This is a genomic window from Pseudoalteromonas sp. SG44-1 (assembly GCF_014164315.1).
GTDB lineage: Bacteria > Pseudomonadota > Gammaproteobacteria > Enterobacterales > Alteromonadaceae > Pseudoalteromonas > Pseudoalteromonas rhizosphaerae.
In genome coordinates, this window is record NZ_JACJEW010000034.1 from 1 (window position 1) to 15,358 (window position 15,358).

At 40.7% G+C, this 15,358-nt stretch carries 14 protein-coding genes, 3 tRNA genes and 1 pseudogene; 15 read left to right on the forward strand and 3 right to left on the reverse strand.

Annotated features, from left to right (window positions below; all coding sequences use genetic code 11):
• Positions 1 to 91 precede the first annotated feature (91 nt).
• The 11 genes from H5187_RS15395 (at position 92) to nth (ending at position 9,457) form a co-directional block, all read left to right on the forward strand.
• Positions 92 to 167 (forward strand) — tRNA-Asn (locus H5187_RS15395).
• A 23-nt stretch (positions 168 to 190) separates the two neighbouring features.
• Positions 191 to 267: transfer RNA gene (locus H5187_RS15400), tRNA-Asn, on the forward strand.
• A 27-nt stretch (positions 268 to 294) separates the two neighbouring features.
• Positions 295 to 371: transfer RNA gene (locus H5187_RS15405), tRNA-Asn, on the forward strand.
• A gap of 150 nt (positions 372 to 521) precedes the next feature.
• Positions 522 to 2,465: an EAL domain-containing protein gene (locus tag H5187_RS15410; RefSeq protein WP_182719347.1), complete on the forward strand. Its 1,944-nt coding sequence runs from the start codon at positions 522 to 524 to the stop codon at positions 2,463 to 2,465.
• Positions 2,466 to 2,714: 249 nt separating this feature from the next.
• Positions 2,715 to 3,296 carry an electron transport complex subunit RsxA gene (gene rsxA / locus H5187_RS15415; RefSeq protein WP_145240727.1) on the forward strand — a complete coding sequence of 194 codons (582 nt, stop codon included), beginning with the start codon at positions 2,715 to 2,717 and terminating at the stop codon, positions 3,294 to 3,296.
• Position 3,297: 1 nt separating this feature from the next.
• Positions 3,298 to 3,852 (forward strand): electron transport complex subunit RsxB, encoded by a 555-nt coding sequence (gene rsxB, locus H5187_RS15420; RefSeq protein ID WP_145240725.1) that lies wholly within the window; start codon positions 3,298 to 3,300, stop codon positions 3,850 to 3,852.
• A gap of 9 nt (positions 3,853 to 3,861) precedes the next feature.
• Positions 3,862 to 6,402 (forward strand): electron transport complex subunit RsxC, encoded by a 2,541-nt coding sequence (rsxC, locus tag H5187_RS15425; RefSeq protein ID WP_182798016.1) that lies wholly within the window; start codon positions 3,862 to 3,864, stop codon positions 6,400 to 6,402.
• On the forward strand, positions 6,402 to 7,460 hold the full coding sequence (gene rsxD, locus H5187_RS15430) for an electron transport complex subunit RsxD (RefSeq protein ID WP_182760209.1): 1,059 nt from the start codon (positions 6,402 to 6,404) through the stop codon (positions 7,458 to 7,460). Before rsxC ends, rsxD begins: the two co-directional genes overlap by 1 nt.
• On the forward strand, positions 7,457 to 8,092 hold the full coding sequence (rsxG, locus tag H5187_RS15435) for an electron transport complex subunit RsxG (RefSeq protein WP_182794755.1): 636 nt from the start codon (positions 7,457 to 7,459) through the stop codon (positions 8,090 to 8,092). Before rsxD ends, rsxG begins: the two co-directional genes overlap by 4 nt.
• The gene (locus H5187_RS15440) at positions 8,089 to 8,787 is read left to right on the forward strand and encodes an electron transport complex subunit E (RefSeq protein WP_145240717.1); all 699 of its coding nucleotides are present in this window, start codon (positions 8,089 to 8,091) and stop codon (positions 8,785 to 8,787) included. Before rsxG ends, H5187_RS15440 begins: the two co-directional genes overlap by 4 nt.
• Positions 8,788 to 8,824: 37 nt before the next feature.
• Positions 8,825 to 9,457 carry an endonuclease III gene (nth, locus tag H5187_RS15445; RefSeq protein WP_182798017.1) on the forward strand — a complete coding sequence of 211 codons (633 nt, stop codon included), beginning with the start codon at positions 8,825 to 8,827 and terminating at the stop codon, positions 9,455 to 9,457.
• Positions 9,458 to 9,574: 117 nt separating this feature from the next.
• On the opposite strand, the gene H5187_RS15450 is transcribed toward nth, so the two are convergent.
• Both H5187_RS15450 and H5187_RS15455 read right to left on the reverse strand, forming a co-directional pair.
• On the reverse strand, positions 9,575 to 10,129 hold the full coding sequence (locus H5187_RS15450; protein WP_182719342.1) for a GNAT family N-acetyltransferase: 555 nt from the start codon (positions 10,127 to 10,129) through the stop codon (positions 9,575 to 9,577).
• A complete protein-coding gene (locus tag H5187_RS15455; protein WP_149980691.1) occupies positions 10,126 to 10,443 on the reverse strand; it encodes a hypothetical protein in 318 nt (105 codons plus the stop codon). The genes H5187_RS15450 and H5187_RS15455 overlap by 4 nt, the downstream gene beginning before the upstream one ends.
• A 39-nt stretch (positions 10,444 to 10,482) precedes the next feature.
• Between H5187_RS15455 and H5187_RS15460 the strand changes: the two are divergent.
• From H5187_RS15460 to gloA, 4 genes and pseudogenes are all read left to right on the forward strand, one after another.
• Positions 10,483 to 10,671, forward strand: a pseudogene (locus tag H5187_RS15460) (endonuclease III); the annotation flags it as partial.
• Positions 10,672 to 11,029: 358 nt separating this feature from the next.
• On the forward strand, positions 11,030 to 12,940 hold the full coding sequence (locus H5187_RS15465; RefSeq protein ID WP_182794757.1) for an aminotransferase class V-fold PLP-dependent enzyme: 1,911 nt from the start codon (positions 11,030 to 11,032) through the stop codon (positions 12,938 to 12,940).
• A gap of 234 nt (positions 12,941 to 13,174) precedes the next feature.
• Positions 13,175 to 14,206, forward strand: a complete 1,032-nt coding sequence (locus H5187_RS15470; RefSeq protein ID WP_182794763.1) for a serine hydrolase — start codon at positions 13,175 to 13,177, stop codon at positions 14,204 to 14,206.
• Between the two features lie 53 nt (positions 14,207 to 14,259).
• Positions 14,260 to 14,661 carry a lactoylglutathione lyase gene (gene gloA, locus H5187_RS15475; RefSeq protein WP_145240703.1) on the forward strand — a complete coding sequence of 134 codons (402 nt, stop codon included), beginning with the start codon at positions 14,260 to 14,262 and terminating at the stop codon, positions 14,659 to 14,661.
• Positions 14,662 to 14,751: 90 nt separating this feature from the next.
• Here the strand turns inward: gloA and H5187_RS15480 are convergent, their stop codons facing one another.
• Positions 14,752 to 15,018, reverse strand: coding sequence for a DksA/TraR family C4-type zinc finger protein (locus H5187_RS15480; protein ID WP_145240701.1), 267 nt, complete (start codon positions 15,016 to 15,018; stop codon positions 14,752 to 14,754).
• Between the last annotated feature and the right edge of the window lie 340 nt (positions 15,019 to 15,358).

Consider the following 15,358-nt stretch of genomic DNA (forward strand, 5'->3'; position numbering starts at 1 on the left):
CGTGATGTTGGTGAGAGCGACAGAATGTTAATCCGCAGGTCCCCCGTTCGAGTCGGGGAGGGGGAGCCAGTCGTTTCAGGCATAAACGACTCCCCCCTAGCGCAGTTGGTTAGAGCGACGGACTGTTAATCCGCAGGTCCCCCGTTCGAGTCGGGGAGGGGGAGCCAAGTTTATGTAATATGATTATTGTTCCCCCTTAGCTCAGTTGGTTAGAGCGACGGACTGTTAATCCGCAGGTCCCCCGTTCGAGTCGGGGAGGGGGAGCCAAATCATATAAAATTTAAGTATCGTAGTTCCCCCTTAGCTCAGTTGGTTAGAGCGACGGACTGTTAATCCGCAGGTCCCCCGTTCGAGTCGGGGAGGGGGAGCCAACTTAAAGAATCAATTAGACTTTCCTAAACAATTCCACTACTCTACTACAATCAAAATATTTCTTTTTAATACACATTTAATAAGTGTAAAATAATTTGATTAATCAAGGATCTGATTCCTTCCCTTTGATCTACTAAAAAGAATAAGACATGGCTGGTTTCAAAAAACTCATATTTATTCAATTAATATCTTGGATGTTGTTTGCAAGTATTGGTGGCTATTTTGTTGCGTCAGCGTTTGACAACGCAGTAAGCGATGCACAACATAAAACGCAATCAGTGGTAAACAACTATATTAGTAAACATTCTATTGCTGAAATAGCACCAGATAAACTTCAGCAAGTGCTTGCTGACGGTAATACTTTTTCTTCATTTATTTTGCGTGATCAGCAAGGTAAAGAACTTATAAATATTACATCCCCTACTTCATTACCAGCCATTGCGCAATTAGTTAACACCAGCTTTAACTCTATCCGTCCTCAATTTGCTGTTAATCAAGCGTCTGATATCAAAGTTGAATTTACTATTAATGCCAATAACCTTGGGTTGATACTCCAACAAGCGATGTTTATTGTTATTTTAGTGTCAGGTTTAATGGCAATTATTCCCATTGTGTTCATGAAAACCATGTTTAGTAAGCTAAATAGAAATATAAGCATGACAGTGGCTGAGATAATTGATGTTTATATCAATCAAAATCAAGTCAACACCGGTCTTGAAACAGCGATTAATAGCAGCAAAATAAAACAACTGGGCGTTGACCTAGTGCCGAGCTTTAATCGCCTGTCGCACTTTTTACAAAGTAAGCATGATGATATTCAAAATGCCGCACATTCTATCAAGCAAGAAGCTTATAAAGATGTAGTTACTGAACTTGGCAACCGTAATATGTTTGTTGAATATTATGAGAAGTACATTGAAAGCAGTGAAAAAAGCACCTTTGGCTCTTTGGCAATGGTTCGTTGTAGCGAATTACAAGCAATCAACCAAACTCGTGGTTACCAAAAAGGTGACGAGTATGTCAAAGCTGTGGCTGATATTATTAAACATATCAGCGGCACATATACAGGCAGTAAAGTTTTTCGTTTGAATAGCTCAGATTTCGCGATTGTGCTGCCTAACACTCCTCTAAAGGAATCTGAACGTTTTGGTGATAACTTACAATCTCGATTTACTCAATATCAGCAAAACCAAGAATTAAGCTCAGTAGCAAATACTGGGATCGTCGCTTATGAAAAAGGCAAACCCTTAGGTGAGCTACTTTCGATAGTAGACAATGCTATGAGCATGGCCCAATCAAAACAAGCTAACGCCTGGCATATACAACGCGAAACTGATTTAGTTAATAATGTAAGTGCAGGATTTGGCAATCAAAACTGGCGTAAAGTGATTAATGAAGTCATTGAAGCTGAGCGTGTACATTTGGTAATGCAAAACATTATGCCAATTGGTAAAAGCATGAAGGCCTACGCTGAAATTCAAGTGCGCTTTAAAACAACAGAAAACCAAGTATTGCCTACCGCTTCATTTTTAGCTATGGCTGAAAAGCTTGATATGGCGATGGAAATTGATCAGTTAATCATTAATTCATCACTGGAAAAAATTAAGAGCCGTAATTTCTCTGAAAAATTCTTTGGTTTGAATGTTACCGCCTCAAGCGCACACAATGATCAGTTCGTAATTTGGCTAGAGCGACGTTTATTAAAAGACACAAATATTGCCTCAAAACTGGTATTCGAAGTGAGTGAATTTGGCTTACAGCAAAATATTAAAGCCAGTAAACGCTTTATAGATATGATCCACCGTGTTGGTGCTCGGATCACGGTAGAACGATTTGGTGTTGGTTTAACCTCGTTTAAGTTTTTCCGCGATTTAAAACCTGACTTTATCAAAATGGATGCAAGCTATACTCGCGGCCTTGAAGAAGATAAAAACAACCAATACTTTATGCGTTTAATGGTCGACCTCGCGCATCGAATTGGTGTTAGCGTTTTTGCTGAGGGTGTTGAAAGCCAAGAAGAAAAACACATTATTGAAACTTTATGTCTTGATGGTGTGCAAGGTTATTACATCGAAAAGCCAAAAGATATTTAATCAATCTAAAGGGTGCTTTGAGCACCTTTTTAGTTTTCTAGTAGTTTATTTCCCCCTCCCCTGATCTGCTTTATCATTCCAAATGTCAGTAACTAGGTTAATGAACAGTTAATCTTTATTTATCATGCTATAAAATTCTAAATGCAATTCACTATCATTATTAAATGAGCCGTTTATTTACCTTCTACGTGTTGTTAAACAGCCAATAAAAAAGGATAATGTCGGCGTTTATTATAGCTTGAGGCGAACATGACAGAATATGTATTGCTGTTGATCGGCACAGTACTGGTTAATAACTTTGTGTTAGTACAATTTTTAGGTCTATGCCCGTTTATGGGTGTATCTGGCAAACTGGATACAGCTATAGGCATGTCACTTGCGACCACTTTTGTGTTAACACTTGCCTCTGTAACAAGCTATCTAGTTAATCAATATATTTTGATCCCACTTGATATCACGTATTTACGTACTCTAAGCTTTATTTTAGTGATTGCTGTGGTGGTTCAGTTTACCGAAATGGTAGTCAGAAAAACCAGCCCTACGCTGTATCGCTTACTCGGTATATTTTTACCTTTGATCACCACAAACTGTGCGGTCTTAGGTGTTGCGTTACTAAATGTCAAAGAGGATCATACGTTTTTACAATCTGCAGTATATGGCTTTGGCGCTGCTGTTGGTTTTTCTATGGTACTGGTATTATTTGCAGCTCTTCGTGAACGCTTAACCGCTGCTGACGTACCTACCCCCTTTAAAGGCGCATCGATTGCGATGATCACCGCAGGCTTAATGTCGATGGCCTTTATGGGCTTTACAGGATTAGTGAAGTTTTAACATGACCTTGTTTTATGCCTTGATTGCGCTGGGAACCCTAGCACTCATTTTTGGTTTGATCTTAGGATTTGCTGCTGTGCGCTATCGAGTGCAAAGTAATCCGATTGTTGAACAGATCGATACTATATTACCGCAAACACAGTGCGGCCAGTGTGGCTATCCGGGTTGTCGCCCTTATGCAGAAGCCATCGCCAATGGCGATGAAATTAATAAATGCCCACCAGGTGGCGATGCGACAGTAAAAAAATTAGCTGACTTAATGGGTGTTGAAGCTAAACCCCTTGCCGGTGGCGAACAAGCTGAACCGATAAAAACCGTTGCCTATATACGTGAAGATGAATGTATTGGTTGTACCAAATGTATTCAAGCTTGTCCTGTCGATGCCATTGTTGGTGCCACGCGCCAAATGCATACTGTTTTAATTGATGAATGTACGGGTTGTGACTTATGTGTTGAACCTTGTCCTGTTGACTGTATTGATATGCTGCCTGTAGAAACCACTAAGCAAACGTGGAAATGGCAACTAGATGCAATTCCAGTAACACAGATTGATTAAGGGCTCCCTATGGAAAAGCTAATCGCACAGATAAAACAAGGTAAAGTGTGGCCGTTTCCAGGTGGCATTCATCCACCGGGACAAAAAACAATTTCCAACAGTCAAGCAATCGCCCGTTTACCTTTGCCTGACAAACTCGTTGTGCCATTAAAACAACATATTGGTGCTAACGGTCAACTGATCGTCGAAAAAGGCCAACAGGTACTTAAAGGGCAAGCACTTACAAAGCCTGTTGCGAATTGGTCGGTGCCAATACACGCCCCGACTTCTGGTACTATTACTGATATTTGCCAAATGCCGTCTGCGCATCCATCGGCATTGCCTGAATTGTGTGTAATTATTGAGCCCGATGGCCAAGATAGCTGGTGTGCGTTAGCACCGGTGACAACACCAAGCCAGCTTTCTCACGAGCAACTTATCGATATTATTCATGACCGTGGTATTGCCGGTATGGGCGGTGCAGGATTCCCAACTTATATTAAAGCAGATAGTCGCAAAGCAATTGAGTATTTTATTGTTAATGCAGTGGAATGTGAGCCCTATATTACTGCTGATGATGTACTAATGCGTGAGCATGCTGCAGGCATTATTGCTGGCATAGAGATCATGCAGCAATTGCTTACACCAACACTTACTATCGTTGGTATAGAAGATAACAAACCAGAGGCCATCGCAGCCATGCAGGCAGCGGCTGAGTATAATGACAAAATAATCATTCAAACAGTTCCTACTGTTTATCCTTCTGGTGGTGAAAAGCAATTAATTAAGCTACTTACCAATAAAGAAGTCCCTAGTGGGGGAATTCCAGCAGATATCGGTGTGTTAGTACAAAACGTCGGCACTTTATTTGCTGTTCATCAAGCTGTCTATGAAGGTAAGCCACTAATTGAACGTGTTATTACGGTAACAGGTAATACAATTCATAATCCGGGTAATGTATGGGCTTTATTAGGCACTGAAATAAAACATCTACTTGATTGCCAAGGCTTTTCACCAGTGCCACAGCAACGCGTTGTAATGGGCGGCCCTATGATGGGCTTTACTTTGCCAACGGTGCGTATCGGCGTGGTAAAAACCACTAACTGTATTTTAGCCCCAGATCATGATGAGCTGGCAGAGCCCGGCCCTGAAAAAGCCTGTATTCGTTGTAGTGCTTGTGCTGATGCCTGCCCTGCTTCACTGTTGCCTCAGCAACTACAATGGTTTGCTAAATCAAAAGAATACGACAAACTGAAAGAGCATAACCTGTTTGATTGTATTGAATGCGGTGCTTGCGCGTATGTGTGCCCAAGTGAAATTCCGCTGGTGCAGTATTACCGTGTGGCTAAAGTTGAAATAAAAGAACAGCAAGCTGAGCAAGTTAAAGCTGAACGTGCGAAAGAGCGCTTTGAACTTCGAAAACAACGCCTAGAGCGGGAGCAAGAAGCACGACAAAATCGCCATAAACGCAAACCAGCTGCTGAAAAATCGGCTGACGAAAAACAAAAAATTGCCGATGCTCTAGCACGCGTTAAAAACAAACCAGCAAAAGATGACGACAAATCAGCTGTGGCCGCTGCAATTGCTCGCGCCAAAGCTAAAAAACAAAATCAAGAAGCAACGCTTGAACCAGATAACAGTGACGTAGCATTAGAGCGCGCAGCGCGCAAAGAGCAAGCTCGCAAATACAAAGAGCAAAAAGCCGCAAGCAGTACAGCTGCTGATCCGGATGATAAAAAGTCAGCCGTGGCCGCTGCGATTGCCCGCGCTAAAGCGAAAAAAGCGGCGGCATCAGAAGATGAAAGCGATAACACGACTGCTGCACCTACTGATGATAAAAAAGCCGCTGTAGCCGCTGCAATTGCTCGTGCTAAAGCAAAAAAGGCAGCACAGGCTGAACCAGCAGCAAGCGTAGAAAACGACAACTCTGAAAGTGAAGTCGCTACAGCCTCACCTGCCGATGATAAAAAAGCCGCTGTCGCTGCTGCAATTGCCCTTGCAAAAGCGAAAAAGGCAGCACAAGCAGCAAGCGTAGAAAACGACAGTTCTGAAAGTGAAGTTACTTCAACCTCACCTGCCGATGATAAAAAAGCCGCTGTCGCTGCTGCTATTGCTCGTGCAAAAGCGAAAAAGGCAGCACAAGCAGCAAGCGTAGAAAACGACAGCTCTGAAAGTGAAATTACTACAGCCTCACCTGCCGATGATAAAAAAGCCGCTGTCGCTGCCGCCATTGCCCGCGCGAAAGCGAAAAAGGCTGCACAAGCAGCAAGCGTAGAAAACGACAATTCTGAAAGTGAAGTCGCTACAGCCTTACCTGCCGATGATAAAAAAGCCGCTGTCGCTGCCGCCATTGCCCGCGCGAAAGCGAAAAAGGCTGCAAAAGCTGAACAAGCAGCAAGCGTAGAAAACGACGATGCTGAAAATGAAACTTCGGCTACAGCGATAAACGAAGCTGAAATCGCTGAAGATAAACCAGAACAGACCGCACAAGATAAGAAAAAGGCCGCTGTTGCCGCAGCGATTGCCCGTGCAAAGGCTAAAAAATTACAACAAGAAGGAAGTGATAAGTAATGAAGCTAACTATGGCCAGTTCGCCGCATAGCCACAGTCATAAATCACTTAGCAGGTTGATGCAAACAGTGATCTTAGCCTGTATTCCTGGACTTATCGCACAACTGTATTTTTTTGGTACGGGTGTATTGATCCAGCTAATTTTAGCGTTAGTCACGGTTAGTATCAGTGAAGCCATTATTATGCTTATTCGCAAGCGCCCTGTATGGCCTGCGCTTGGAGATGGCAGTGCATGGCTTACTGCGGTCTTATTAGCATTAAGTATTCCGCCACTCGCCCCATGGTGGGTTATTGTGATCGGTAGCTTTTTTGCCATCGTCATTGTTAAACAGCTCTATGGTGGCCTTGGTTTCAATTTATTTAACCCTGCCATGGCTGCATACGTGTTATTGCTTATTTCGTTCCCTGTGCAAATGACCACTTGGATGCCAGTTAGTGACTTACTGGCAAACCCAATTAGTCTTACTCAACAGCTTAGCGTTATTTTTAATGGCTTTACCAGTGCAGGTTTTAGTGTTGATCAACTTAGAGTTGGGGTTGATGGCGTAACAATGGCCACACCTTTGGATACCATCAAGACTGATATCGCTCATGGTTTAACCGTATCTGAAAGCATGCAAGCCGCTATTTTTAATAGTTGGTTAGGACAAGGTTGGGGCTGGGTAAATCTTGGCTTTTTAATCGGTGGCTTATACCTTATTAAAGCCAAAGTTATAAATTGGCATATCCCAGTTGGTGTACTTGCATCAATTGCTGTGTGCAGCGCAATTGGTTATATCGCAGCACCTGGTACTGAGCCTGGTATGGTATTTCATTTATTTAGTGGCGCAACCATGTTAGGGGCCTTTTTCATAGCCACGGATCCGGTTTCGGCAGCTACCACTAATCGCGGCCGGTTAATTTACGGCGCATTGATTGGTTTATTAGTTTATTTGATCCGTACTTTTGGCGGTTACCCAGATGCCATGGCGTTTGCTGTGTTACTACTCAATATGGCCGTGCCACTGATAGACTATTACACTCAACCACGTACTTATGGCCATGGGGTGAATAAATGATTATTTCATCAATGACAAAAAATGGCGCTATTTTAGCCCTGTTTGCCCTGCTCACTACCGGCGCTGTTGGTATTATCCATAACCTCACGGCTGACAGTATTGCAGAGCAAGAGCGCAAACAACTTTCATTACAGCTGCAAGATGTACTCGCCCCTAATTTTTACGATAATACTCTTTATCAAGATTGTGCCATCATTGATGATCCACTACTTGGTAATAAACCACAAACCGTTTATCGTGCTCGCAAGGGTGGCCAACCTGTTGCTTTAGTAATGCGCCACGTGACGCCAAAAGGTTATAGCGGCGATATAAGTTTATTAACTGCCGTATTTGCAAACGGGGACGTTGCCGGAGTACGTGTTACTAAACACGAAGAAACGCCTGGTCTTGGTGATAAAGTAGAAATGAAAAAATCTCTTTGGATCACCTCATTTAAAGATAAAACTGTACTTGATGACGACGATATTCGCTGGGCAGTAAAAAAAGATGGCGGAGACTTTGATCAATTCACTGGCGCTACCATTACACCACGCGCCGTGGTTGGCTCAGTAAAACACGCTGTGTTATTCTCAAAAAACAATTTCGATGCGGTATTTAGTGCTGATAACGCATGCCAAGTAGGTGAGCCATGAGTCAATTAAAAGAACTGTTTAACGAAGGAATGTGGAAAAACAACCCTGCCCTCGTGCAATTACTCGGTTTGTGCCCACTACTGGCCGTAACATCAACGATAACCAATGCGATGGGCCTCGGTTTAGCCACTCTGCTGGTATTAGTTGGCTCGAACGTCACAATTTCTGCGGTGCGTAATTTTGTGCCAAAAGATATCCGCATTCCTGTATTTGTGATGTTTATCGCAGGCTTTGTAACCATAGTGCAGCTATTAATGAATGCCTATACGTTTGGCTTATATCAATCGCTAGGAATATTTATTCCACTGATAGTTACTAACTGCGCTATTATCGGCCGCGCTGAAGCGTATGCCTCTAAGAATCCGATTCATTTATCAGCGTTTGACGGTTTAATGATGGGCTCTGGCTTTATGGTAGTACTGGTTGTGCTTGGCGCAATGCGTGAGCTTATTGGCCAAGGTACCTTATTTGATGGCGCCGATTTACTACTGGGCCCATGGGCATCGGTTTTACGCATTGAAGTATTTAGTTTTGATAATCAATTTTTGCTCGCTATTTTACCACCCGGTGCATTTTTAGGTTTGGGCTTACTGATTGCTGCTAAAAATGTCATTGATGCGCAAATAAAAGCAAAACAAGTAGCACCACCAGTGGCCGAAAAAGGCCCACGAGCAAGGGTCACCAGTTTAACTTAAGGGGAAGCGCACAGTATTTACTGTGCGTTTAAGTTGCATGAATAAAGAAAAACGATACGAAATACTCTCTCGCTTGCGCGAGCAAAACCCACATCCAGAAACCGAGCTTGAATATTCAAGCCCGTTTGAACTGTTAGTTGCGGTAACGCTATCAGCACAAGCAACTGACGTTGGGGTAAATAAAGCCAACCGTAAGCTCTTTCCCGTCGCCAATACGCCGCAAGCAATTTTAGATTTAGGCCACGATAAACTTCGCGATTACATTAAAACCATCGGTTTGTTTAATTCTAAAGCTGCCAATGTGTACAAAATGTGCCAAATTTTAGTTGATAAGCACAACAGCAAAGTGCCTGAGAATCGTGAAGCCCTAGAAGCCCTACCCGGCGTTGGCCGTAAAACTGCTAATGTAGTACTTAACACCGCCTTTGGCTGGCCGACCATCGCTGTAGATACGCATATTTTCCGTGTTTCAAACCGCACTAAGCTTGCTATGGGTAAAGACGTGGTTGCGGTTGAGCAAAAGCTCGAAAAAGTTATCCCCAAAGAATTTAAAGTAGATGTACACCATTGGCTCATACTGCACGGACGTTATACCTGTGTTGCCCGTAAACCAAAATGTGGCAGCTGTATAATTGAAGATTTATGTGAGTTTAAAGACAAGACTGAATAATGTTTATTCTTTTTTGAGCCAATAAGTAAACTTTAAATTTTTATCTTTGCTGTTGGTTTTTTGCATGCATTATTTAACTGCTAATGACTAACTAATTACATTAAAATGACGGTATTCTTATTCAATTTTTAGTACTTCGATTTTAAGTAAAGAAAACAATAAATTTCCTAAAAAATGCTTGTACATAGCTTCTATTTCTTCTTTAGATATAGTTCCACCACGTATAAGGACTTCTTGCCGCTCAGCTGGCTCTTTTATGATAAACCCGGTAGAACTGAACCCATTTTTTTCATAAAACGCTTTGCGCTTAACTCTTTGTTGATAGTTTTCTGTCTTTTCATCAAGCTCCTCAATAGTGAGTACTATTCTTTTATTTGAATGCTTTTCATTCATAGAATCCATTACTTTGCTTCCGTAACCACTTGAGCGGAGCAATTCAGATATAGCAAAAAACTTTACACAGATAATTTGTTTATATTCTTTAGTGTAGAGAAAACCAACCCATTTATTATTATCATAAATAATATCAAAGCCATTTTTTCCATTCCTCATTCTGTATTTAACAAGCCATTCTGGTAGTCTGTGAACTTTTGGAAAAGCTTCGAAAAAAAGGTCTATAACTTTTGAATAGTTAAAATCATGTTTGTTAAGTGGGCGAAAAGTGATCATCATATTAACCCTGCAAGCCAATCAACAGTTAAGATAGTAGTAAAAACCTTTAATCCAATCAAACCGAAAAATATGAATATAAATGTAACTTTAATTTTTTTACTTTTTATATTATTCCAAGATAGAAGTTTTGCTTGAAATTCACTTTTTAGCTCATCAATATCCTCTTTCATACATAATTCCCTATCTCGTGCTGTAATTATATCAACTACAACACAGTTAATATGAGTTACCAAATTAACTTTGTAACTAAAAGTTCCGATGATGCCTAATGCAAACACATGATCTTTGCTCTTTAGGATTTCAACTACCAGCATTTTGAAAGCTAGTTACATCTTCCTTCCTTATATCTAAGTTGGCCAACCATTGCTGTAGATACGCATATATTCCGTGTATCAAACCGTACTAAGCTTGCTATGGGTAAAGACGTGGTCGCGGTTGAACAAAAGCTTGAAAAAGTGATCCCCAAAGAATTTAAAGTAGACGTACACCATTGGCTAATATTACATGGCCGTTATGTTTGCATAGCCCGCAAACTAAAATGAGGCAGCTGTATTATTGAAGACTTGTGTGAGTTTAAAGATAAAACTGAGTAGATATAGACCCAAACCTGTAGATAAAACACCTTCATTTTAAACGATTATTAATTATAAACCTCAATTATCAGGCTTATAAGAATAAGCTCAGTGATTAATTCGCATTCCAGTCTTTTTTTCTGTTTATTAAAGTAGGTGCCTAACTTTGGCACCTTTCATTTTCCATACCTTGTAAATCAATTTAAATAAAATCTGTTTATTCGTGATTTGGCGTAATTATTAGAATATTTTCAAAGTATTAATTTCACAAGCGTCAATCCTTTAGTTATGCTGTTGAGCATTATGAAATTTTATTGCGAGAATTCCTATGTTACCTATACTTCGTATCTTGTTAATTGAGCAAGACCCCGCCACCTTGCAAGAGCTTTCTACTAATCTGTCGAAAACCATCCCAAATTTTGAGCGAGATGATATTCATATCGATATTATTGAGCGTCTTGAGCTAAAACAAGCATTGGACATTGTAGAGGAAGATGGCGATATTCAGGCCGTAGTGCTTAGCTGGGATTTGCAAAATAAGGTTGGCGAGCGCACTTATAGTCGCTTTATCGAGCAGTTAAAGGGGATCCGCCTTGAGTTGCCTGTTTATGTTATTGGCGATGATACGAAGGGGCTAGAAATCGTTAATGAGTCGGAGGAGATTGAGTCTTTCTTTTTTAAAGATGAGGTGATTTCTGATCCTGAAGCAATTTTAGGCTATATGATCAACGATTTCGATGACCGCTCAGAAACCCCATTTTGGACTGCGTATCGCCGTTATGTTAGCGAAGCAAACGATTCTTGGCATACACCAGGTCACAGTGGCGGCTCGAGCTTTAGAAATTCTCCTTATATTAAAGATTTTTATCAGTTTTATGGTCGTAATGTGTTCGTGGGCGATCTGTCGGTTTCTGTTGATTCGTTAGGATCATTATCAGATAGCACCAATACCATTGGCCGTGCGCAAGAGTCAGCAGCGGCGACGTTTGAGGTTAAGCATACCTATTTCGTTACCAATGGGTCGTCTACCTCAAATAAAATCATCTTGCAGACATTGCTGCGCAAGGGCGATAAAGTGATTATCGACCGCAATTGTCATAAATCTGTGCACTATGGCATTTTACAATCAGCGAGTTTACCTGTTTATTTGTCGAGTATTTTAAATCCAAAATATGGCATCTTCGCGCCGCCGTCGTTGGCCGACATTAAACAGGCGATAGAACAAAATACCGATGCGAAATTGCTAGTCCTCACCGGTTGTACTTACGATGGCCTACTGAGCGATCTGAAACAGGTGGTAGAGTTTGCCCATCAACATGGTATTAAAGTATTTATTGACGAAGCGTGGTTTGCTTACTCTCTGTTTCATCCAAGCCTACGATACTATTCCGCCATTCATGCTGGCGCTGACTACGTCACCCATTCAGCACATAAAGTGGTATCGGCGTTTTCTCAGGCGTCTTATATTCATGTTAACGATCCCGATTTTGATGCTGATTTCTTTCGCGAGATTTACAGTATTTACGCCAGTACATCGCCAAAATATCAGCTTATCGCATCGCTTGACGTGTGCCAAAAGCAGTTAGAGATGGAAGGCTATAAGTTACTCAATGCTTTGTTGAACCATGTGGAAGAATTTAAACAACAGATGGCTTCACTCAAACAAATTAAAGTACTAGGTAAGCAAGACTTTATGGAAATATTTCCGCACTTTAGTGGTGATAACATGGGTCACGATCCGCTAAAAATTCTCATCGATATTAGCGAATTACCTTATTCATTAAAGGATATTCATAAATACCTGCTGGATGAAATTGGCCTAGAAATAGAGAAGTACACTCACAGCACCATCTTAGTGTTACTGACGCTTGGCGGCACGCGCTCAAAAATAATTCGTCTTTATAATGCGCTCAAAAAACTCGACAGCGGTAAAGTCAAGTTGTCAAAATCGACGCGACGATCTCGCTTGCCTGAGAATCTACCAGCAATAGACTTAGCGTGTATTCCAAGCGATGCCTTTTATGGCGAGCGTGAATCTGTGCCTATCGGTAAAAGTAACAACCGTATTTGTGCCGGTTTAGTCACCCCCTATCCACCAGGTATTCCTCTTTTGGTGCCGGGACAGCATATTACTGAGGAACATATAGAGTACCTTAAAGAGTTAGCAGGACAAGGTTTGACGATTCAAGGGAGTTTTGATGGTGAAATCTATGTTCTTAAGGGCAAAGTTCAAAAGTAAAAATATACTTTAATACAGCCGAACTCCTTATAACGAAACAGCAATGTCACACGATATTGCTGTTTAGTGCGTTATAATTCTAGGCCACTTTAATAGAACTTGGTGTGCTAAGCTAATGTTAATATTAGGCAATATCACGTCAGAATTTAAAGATAAGACAGAGTAAATAATACGAAGTATAGTAGATTAAAGAACTGACCCTGACACTACAAAAATAAATGAAGCGGATGCGTGATAATGCTAGTTAAGAACAAAAAAACGCTTACTTTAATGCGCATTGCTGCATTTATTGTCACCATCATGAGCATATACTTTTTTGCCCCTTGGCAGTTTGCTTTATATTACTTGCAACCGCTACCGGCGACGATCAAAGAACAAACACAAGAGGCTATTGAACAAGGAGTCGATGGCATTATTGTGTATATTCATAGACAAGGACAGCAACCTGAATTTTTTGCAAACGGTTGGCATAATCGAGATCAAAAAATCCCCGCTTACCCTAGTGCACTTTTTAAAATTGGCAGCATTCGAAAGTTATATGATGCAGCAGCTTTAACCAAACTTTCAGCCGCTGGACGTATTGATGTAGATAAAACACTGGCTGATTATCTTCCATCATTAATTGGACGCATTGAAAATGCAGATAAGATAACACTACGAATGATGGTAAAGCACAGAAGTGGCATACCCAATTACACAGACACTGATCATTTTGATTGGTCAATCACCTACCCCGACCCGCTTGCATTAGTACTCGATACTCCCGCTGACTTTAGTCCTAATGCTGATTACGGCTATTCTAATACTAATTATTTGTTGCTGCGGAAAATCATGTCTAATGTGCTGGGTTATGACCATAACCAATTTATTAAAAACGAGATTTTAACGCCATTGGGCTTAACGAATACCTTCGAGTCTGTAAATGAGATAAATTTAGCGCTATTAATGAGTGGCTATTATGTTGGCTACGAAAATGATTTTAAAGCACTTGATCAAGGGTATGTGGCAACAGCACAAGATGTGGGCGACTTTATTGTGGCATTAAATAATGGCACATTTTTTAGTGAACAAGAGCAAGCTTTGTACGCATCACTCTATAAATATGAGCACACAGGTTGGGTATTAGGGTATTCAAGCATTGCTCGTTATTATAAAGATATCGATACAGTCGTTGTGCAGTTTATAAATACTAATGGCAATGATACTGTGTTGCTCACAGAAATAATTTATAATCGGATTATTGATATTTTAACAGCGCAGCAGTAGTTACAGAGTAGCTGCGTTATCAAAAATTTATGTGAATTTTAAAGAGGGTTTAAATGCGTTTATTACACACCATGTTACGGGTTGCTGATCTAGATAAATCAATTGCGTTTTATACTCAAGTACTCGGCATGAAAGAGTTACGCCGTGCTGATAACGAAGAGTACCGCTATACCCTCGCCTTCGTAGGCTATGGCGATGAAAAAGACACAGCAGTACTTGAGCTGACCTATAACTGGGATACCGACAGCTATGATTTAGGCAATGCCTATGGTCATATCGCGATTGAGTTTGATGATATCTATAAAGCCTGTGCTGATATCAAGGCCGCTGGCGGCAATGTTAGCCGTGAGCCAGGACCTGTTAAAGGCGGCACAACAGAAATTGCTTTTGTAAAAGATCCAGATGGCTACTCAATTGAATTAATTCAGAAGAAAGAAAATATGAGTAAATTTTAGCAAATATATGTAATAGGTTTGCTAATCCGCTTTTTATTTATTTAAGCTCAACTCTGATACGATATTAAAAAAGGTGCTGTATGCACCTTTTTATCGTAATTGACTGTCTTTACTGCCACGTCGGTTAAACCCTTTAGAAAGCGTGCCTTTACCTTCTAGTTCAGCTTGGCAACTTACACAATACTTCACACCAGGTAACGCGAGCCTTCGTGCTTGTAGTATTGGTTCATCACATTCTTCACATAGCTCGGCACTAGCTCCAGAAACTAAATTACTTCTAGCATATTGCACAGCATCATTAACGCTGGCATCAATTTGATCTTGAATTGCACCCTCTCGTGCCCATCCACTTGCCATATAACCTCCTATTTATTTGGACGTTTATATGTACGCTAACATAGATGAAGTTTATTTAAGCTGAATATAAGAAAGGGAAAGATACTAATAAAATTTAGGAGTTATTATATAAAATATTTAATTTTTAGATTTTAACTTGGATGAATAATTCTGAAGTAACTATAGAAATGCAGTTAAACTGATGTTACAGGCTTTTTAATAAAAGCTATCTTACTAATAAATAGTAAGTTTCGTCCCAAGAGATTAGTACTCTTGTTAACGTTGTGTATAGAGAGTGCGGTGTCACACTTTCTTGCACATTACTTAAAAAAAGTAAATGGCGTCCCCAAGGGGATTCGAA

Excerpts from the sequence above, each read along its gene's own strand:
- H5187_RS15465 (WP_182794757.1), top strand. The coding sequence starts at position 11,030 with ATGTTACCTATACTTCGTATCTTGTTAATTGAGCAAGACCCCGCCACC.
- rsxD (WP_182760209.1), top strand. The coding sequence starts at position 6,402 with ATGAAGCTAACTATGGCCAGTTCGCCGCATAGCCACAGTCATAAATCA.
- H5187_RS15440 (WP_145240717.1), top strand. The coding sequence starts at position 8,089 with ATGAGTCAATTAAAAGAACTGTTTAACGAAGGAATGTGGAAAAACAAC.
- H5187_RS15480 (WP_145240701.1), bottom strand. The coding sequence starts at position 15,018 with ATGGCAAGTGGATGGGCACGAGAGGGTGCAATTCAAGATCAAATTGAT.
- gloA (WP_145240703.1), top strand. The coding sequence starts at position 14,260 with ATGCGTTTATTACACACCATGTTACGGGTTGCTGATCTAGATAAATCA.
- nth (WP_182798017.1), top strand. The coding sequence starts at position 8,825 with ATGAATAAAGAAAAACGATACGAAATACTCTCTCGCTTGCGCGAGCAA.
- H5187_RS15450 (WP_182719342.1), bottom strand. The coding sequence starts at position 10,129 with ATGATGATCACTTTTCGCCCACTTAACAAACATGATTTTAACTATTCA.
- rsxG (WP_182794755.1), top strand. The coding sequence starts at position 7,457 with ATGATTATTTCATCAATGACAAAAAATGGCGCTATTTTAGCCCTGTTT.
- H5187_RS15410 (WP_182719347.1), top strand. The coding sequence starts at position 522 with ATGGCTGGTTTCAAAAAACTCATATTTATTCAATTAATATCTTGGATG.
- H5187_RS15455 (WP_149980691.1), bottom strand. The coding sequence starts at position 10,443 with ATGCTGGTAGTTGAAATCCTAAAGAGCAAAGATCATGTGTTTGCATTA.
- rsxC (WP_182798016.1), top strand. The coding sequence starts at position 3,862 with ATGGAAAAGCTAATCGCACAGATAAAACAAGGTAAAGTGTGGCCGTTT.
- rsxA (WP_145240727.1), top strand. The coding sequence starts at position 2,715 with ATGACAGAATATGTATTGCTGTTGATCGGCACAGTACTGGTTAATAAC.
- rsxB (WP_145240725.1), top strand. The coding sequence starts at position 3,298 with ATGACCTTGTTTTATGCCTTGATTGCGCTGGGAACCCTAGCACTCATT.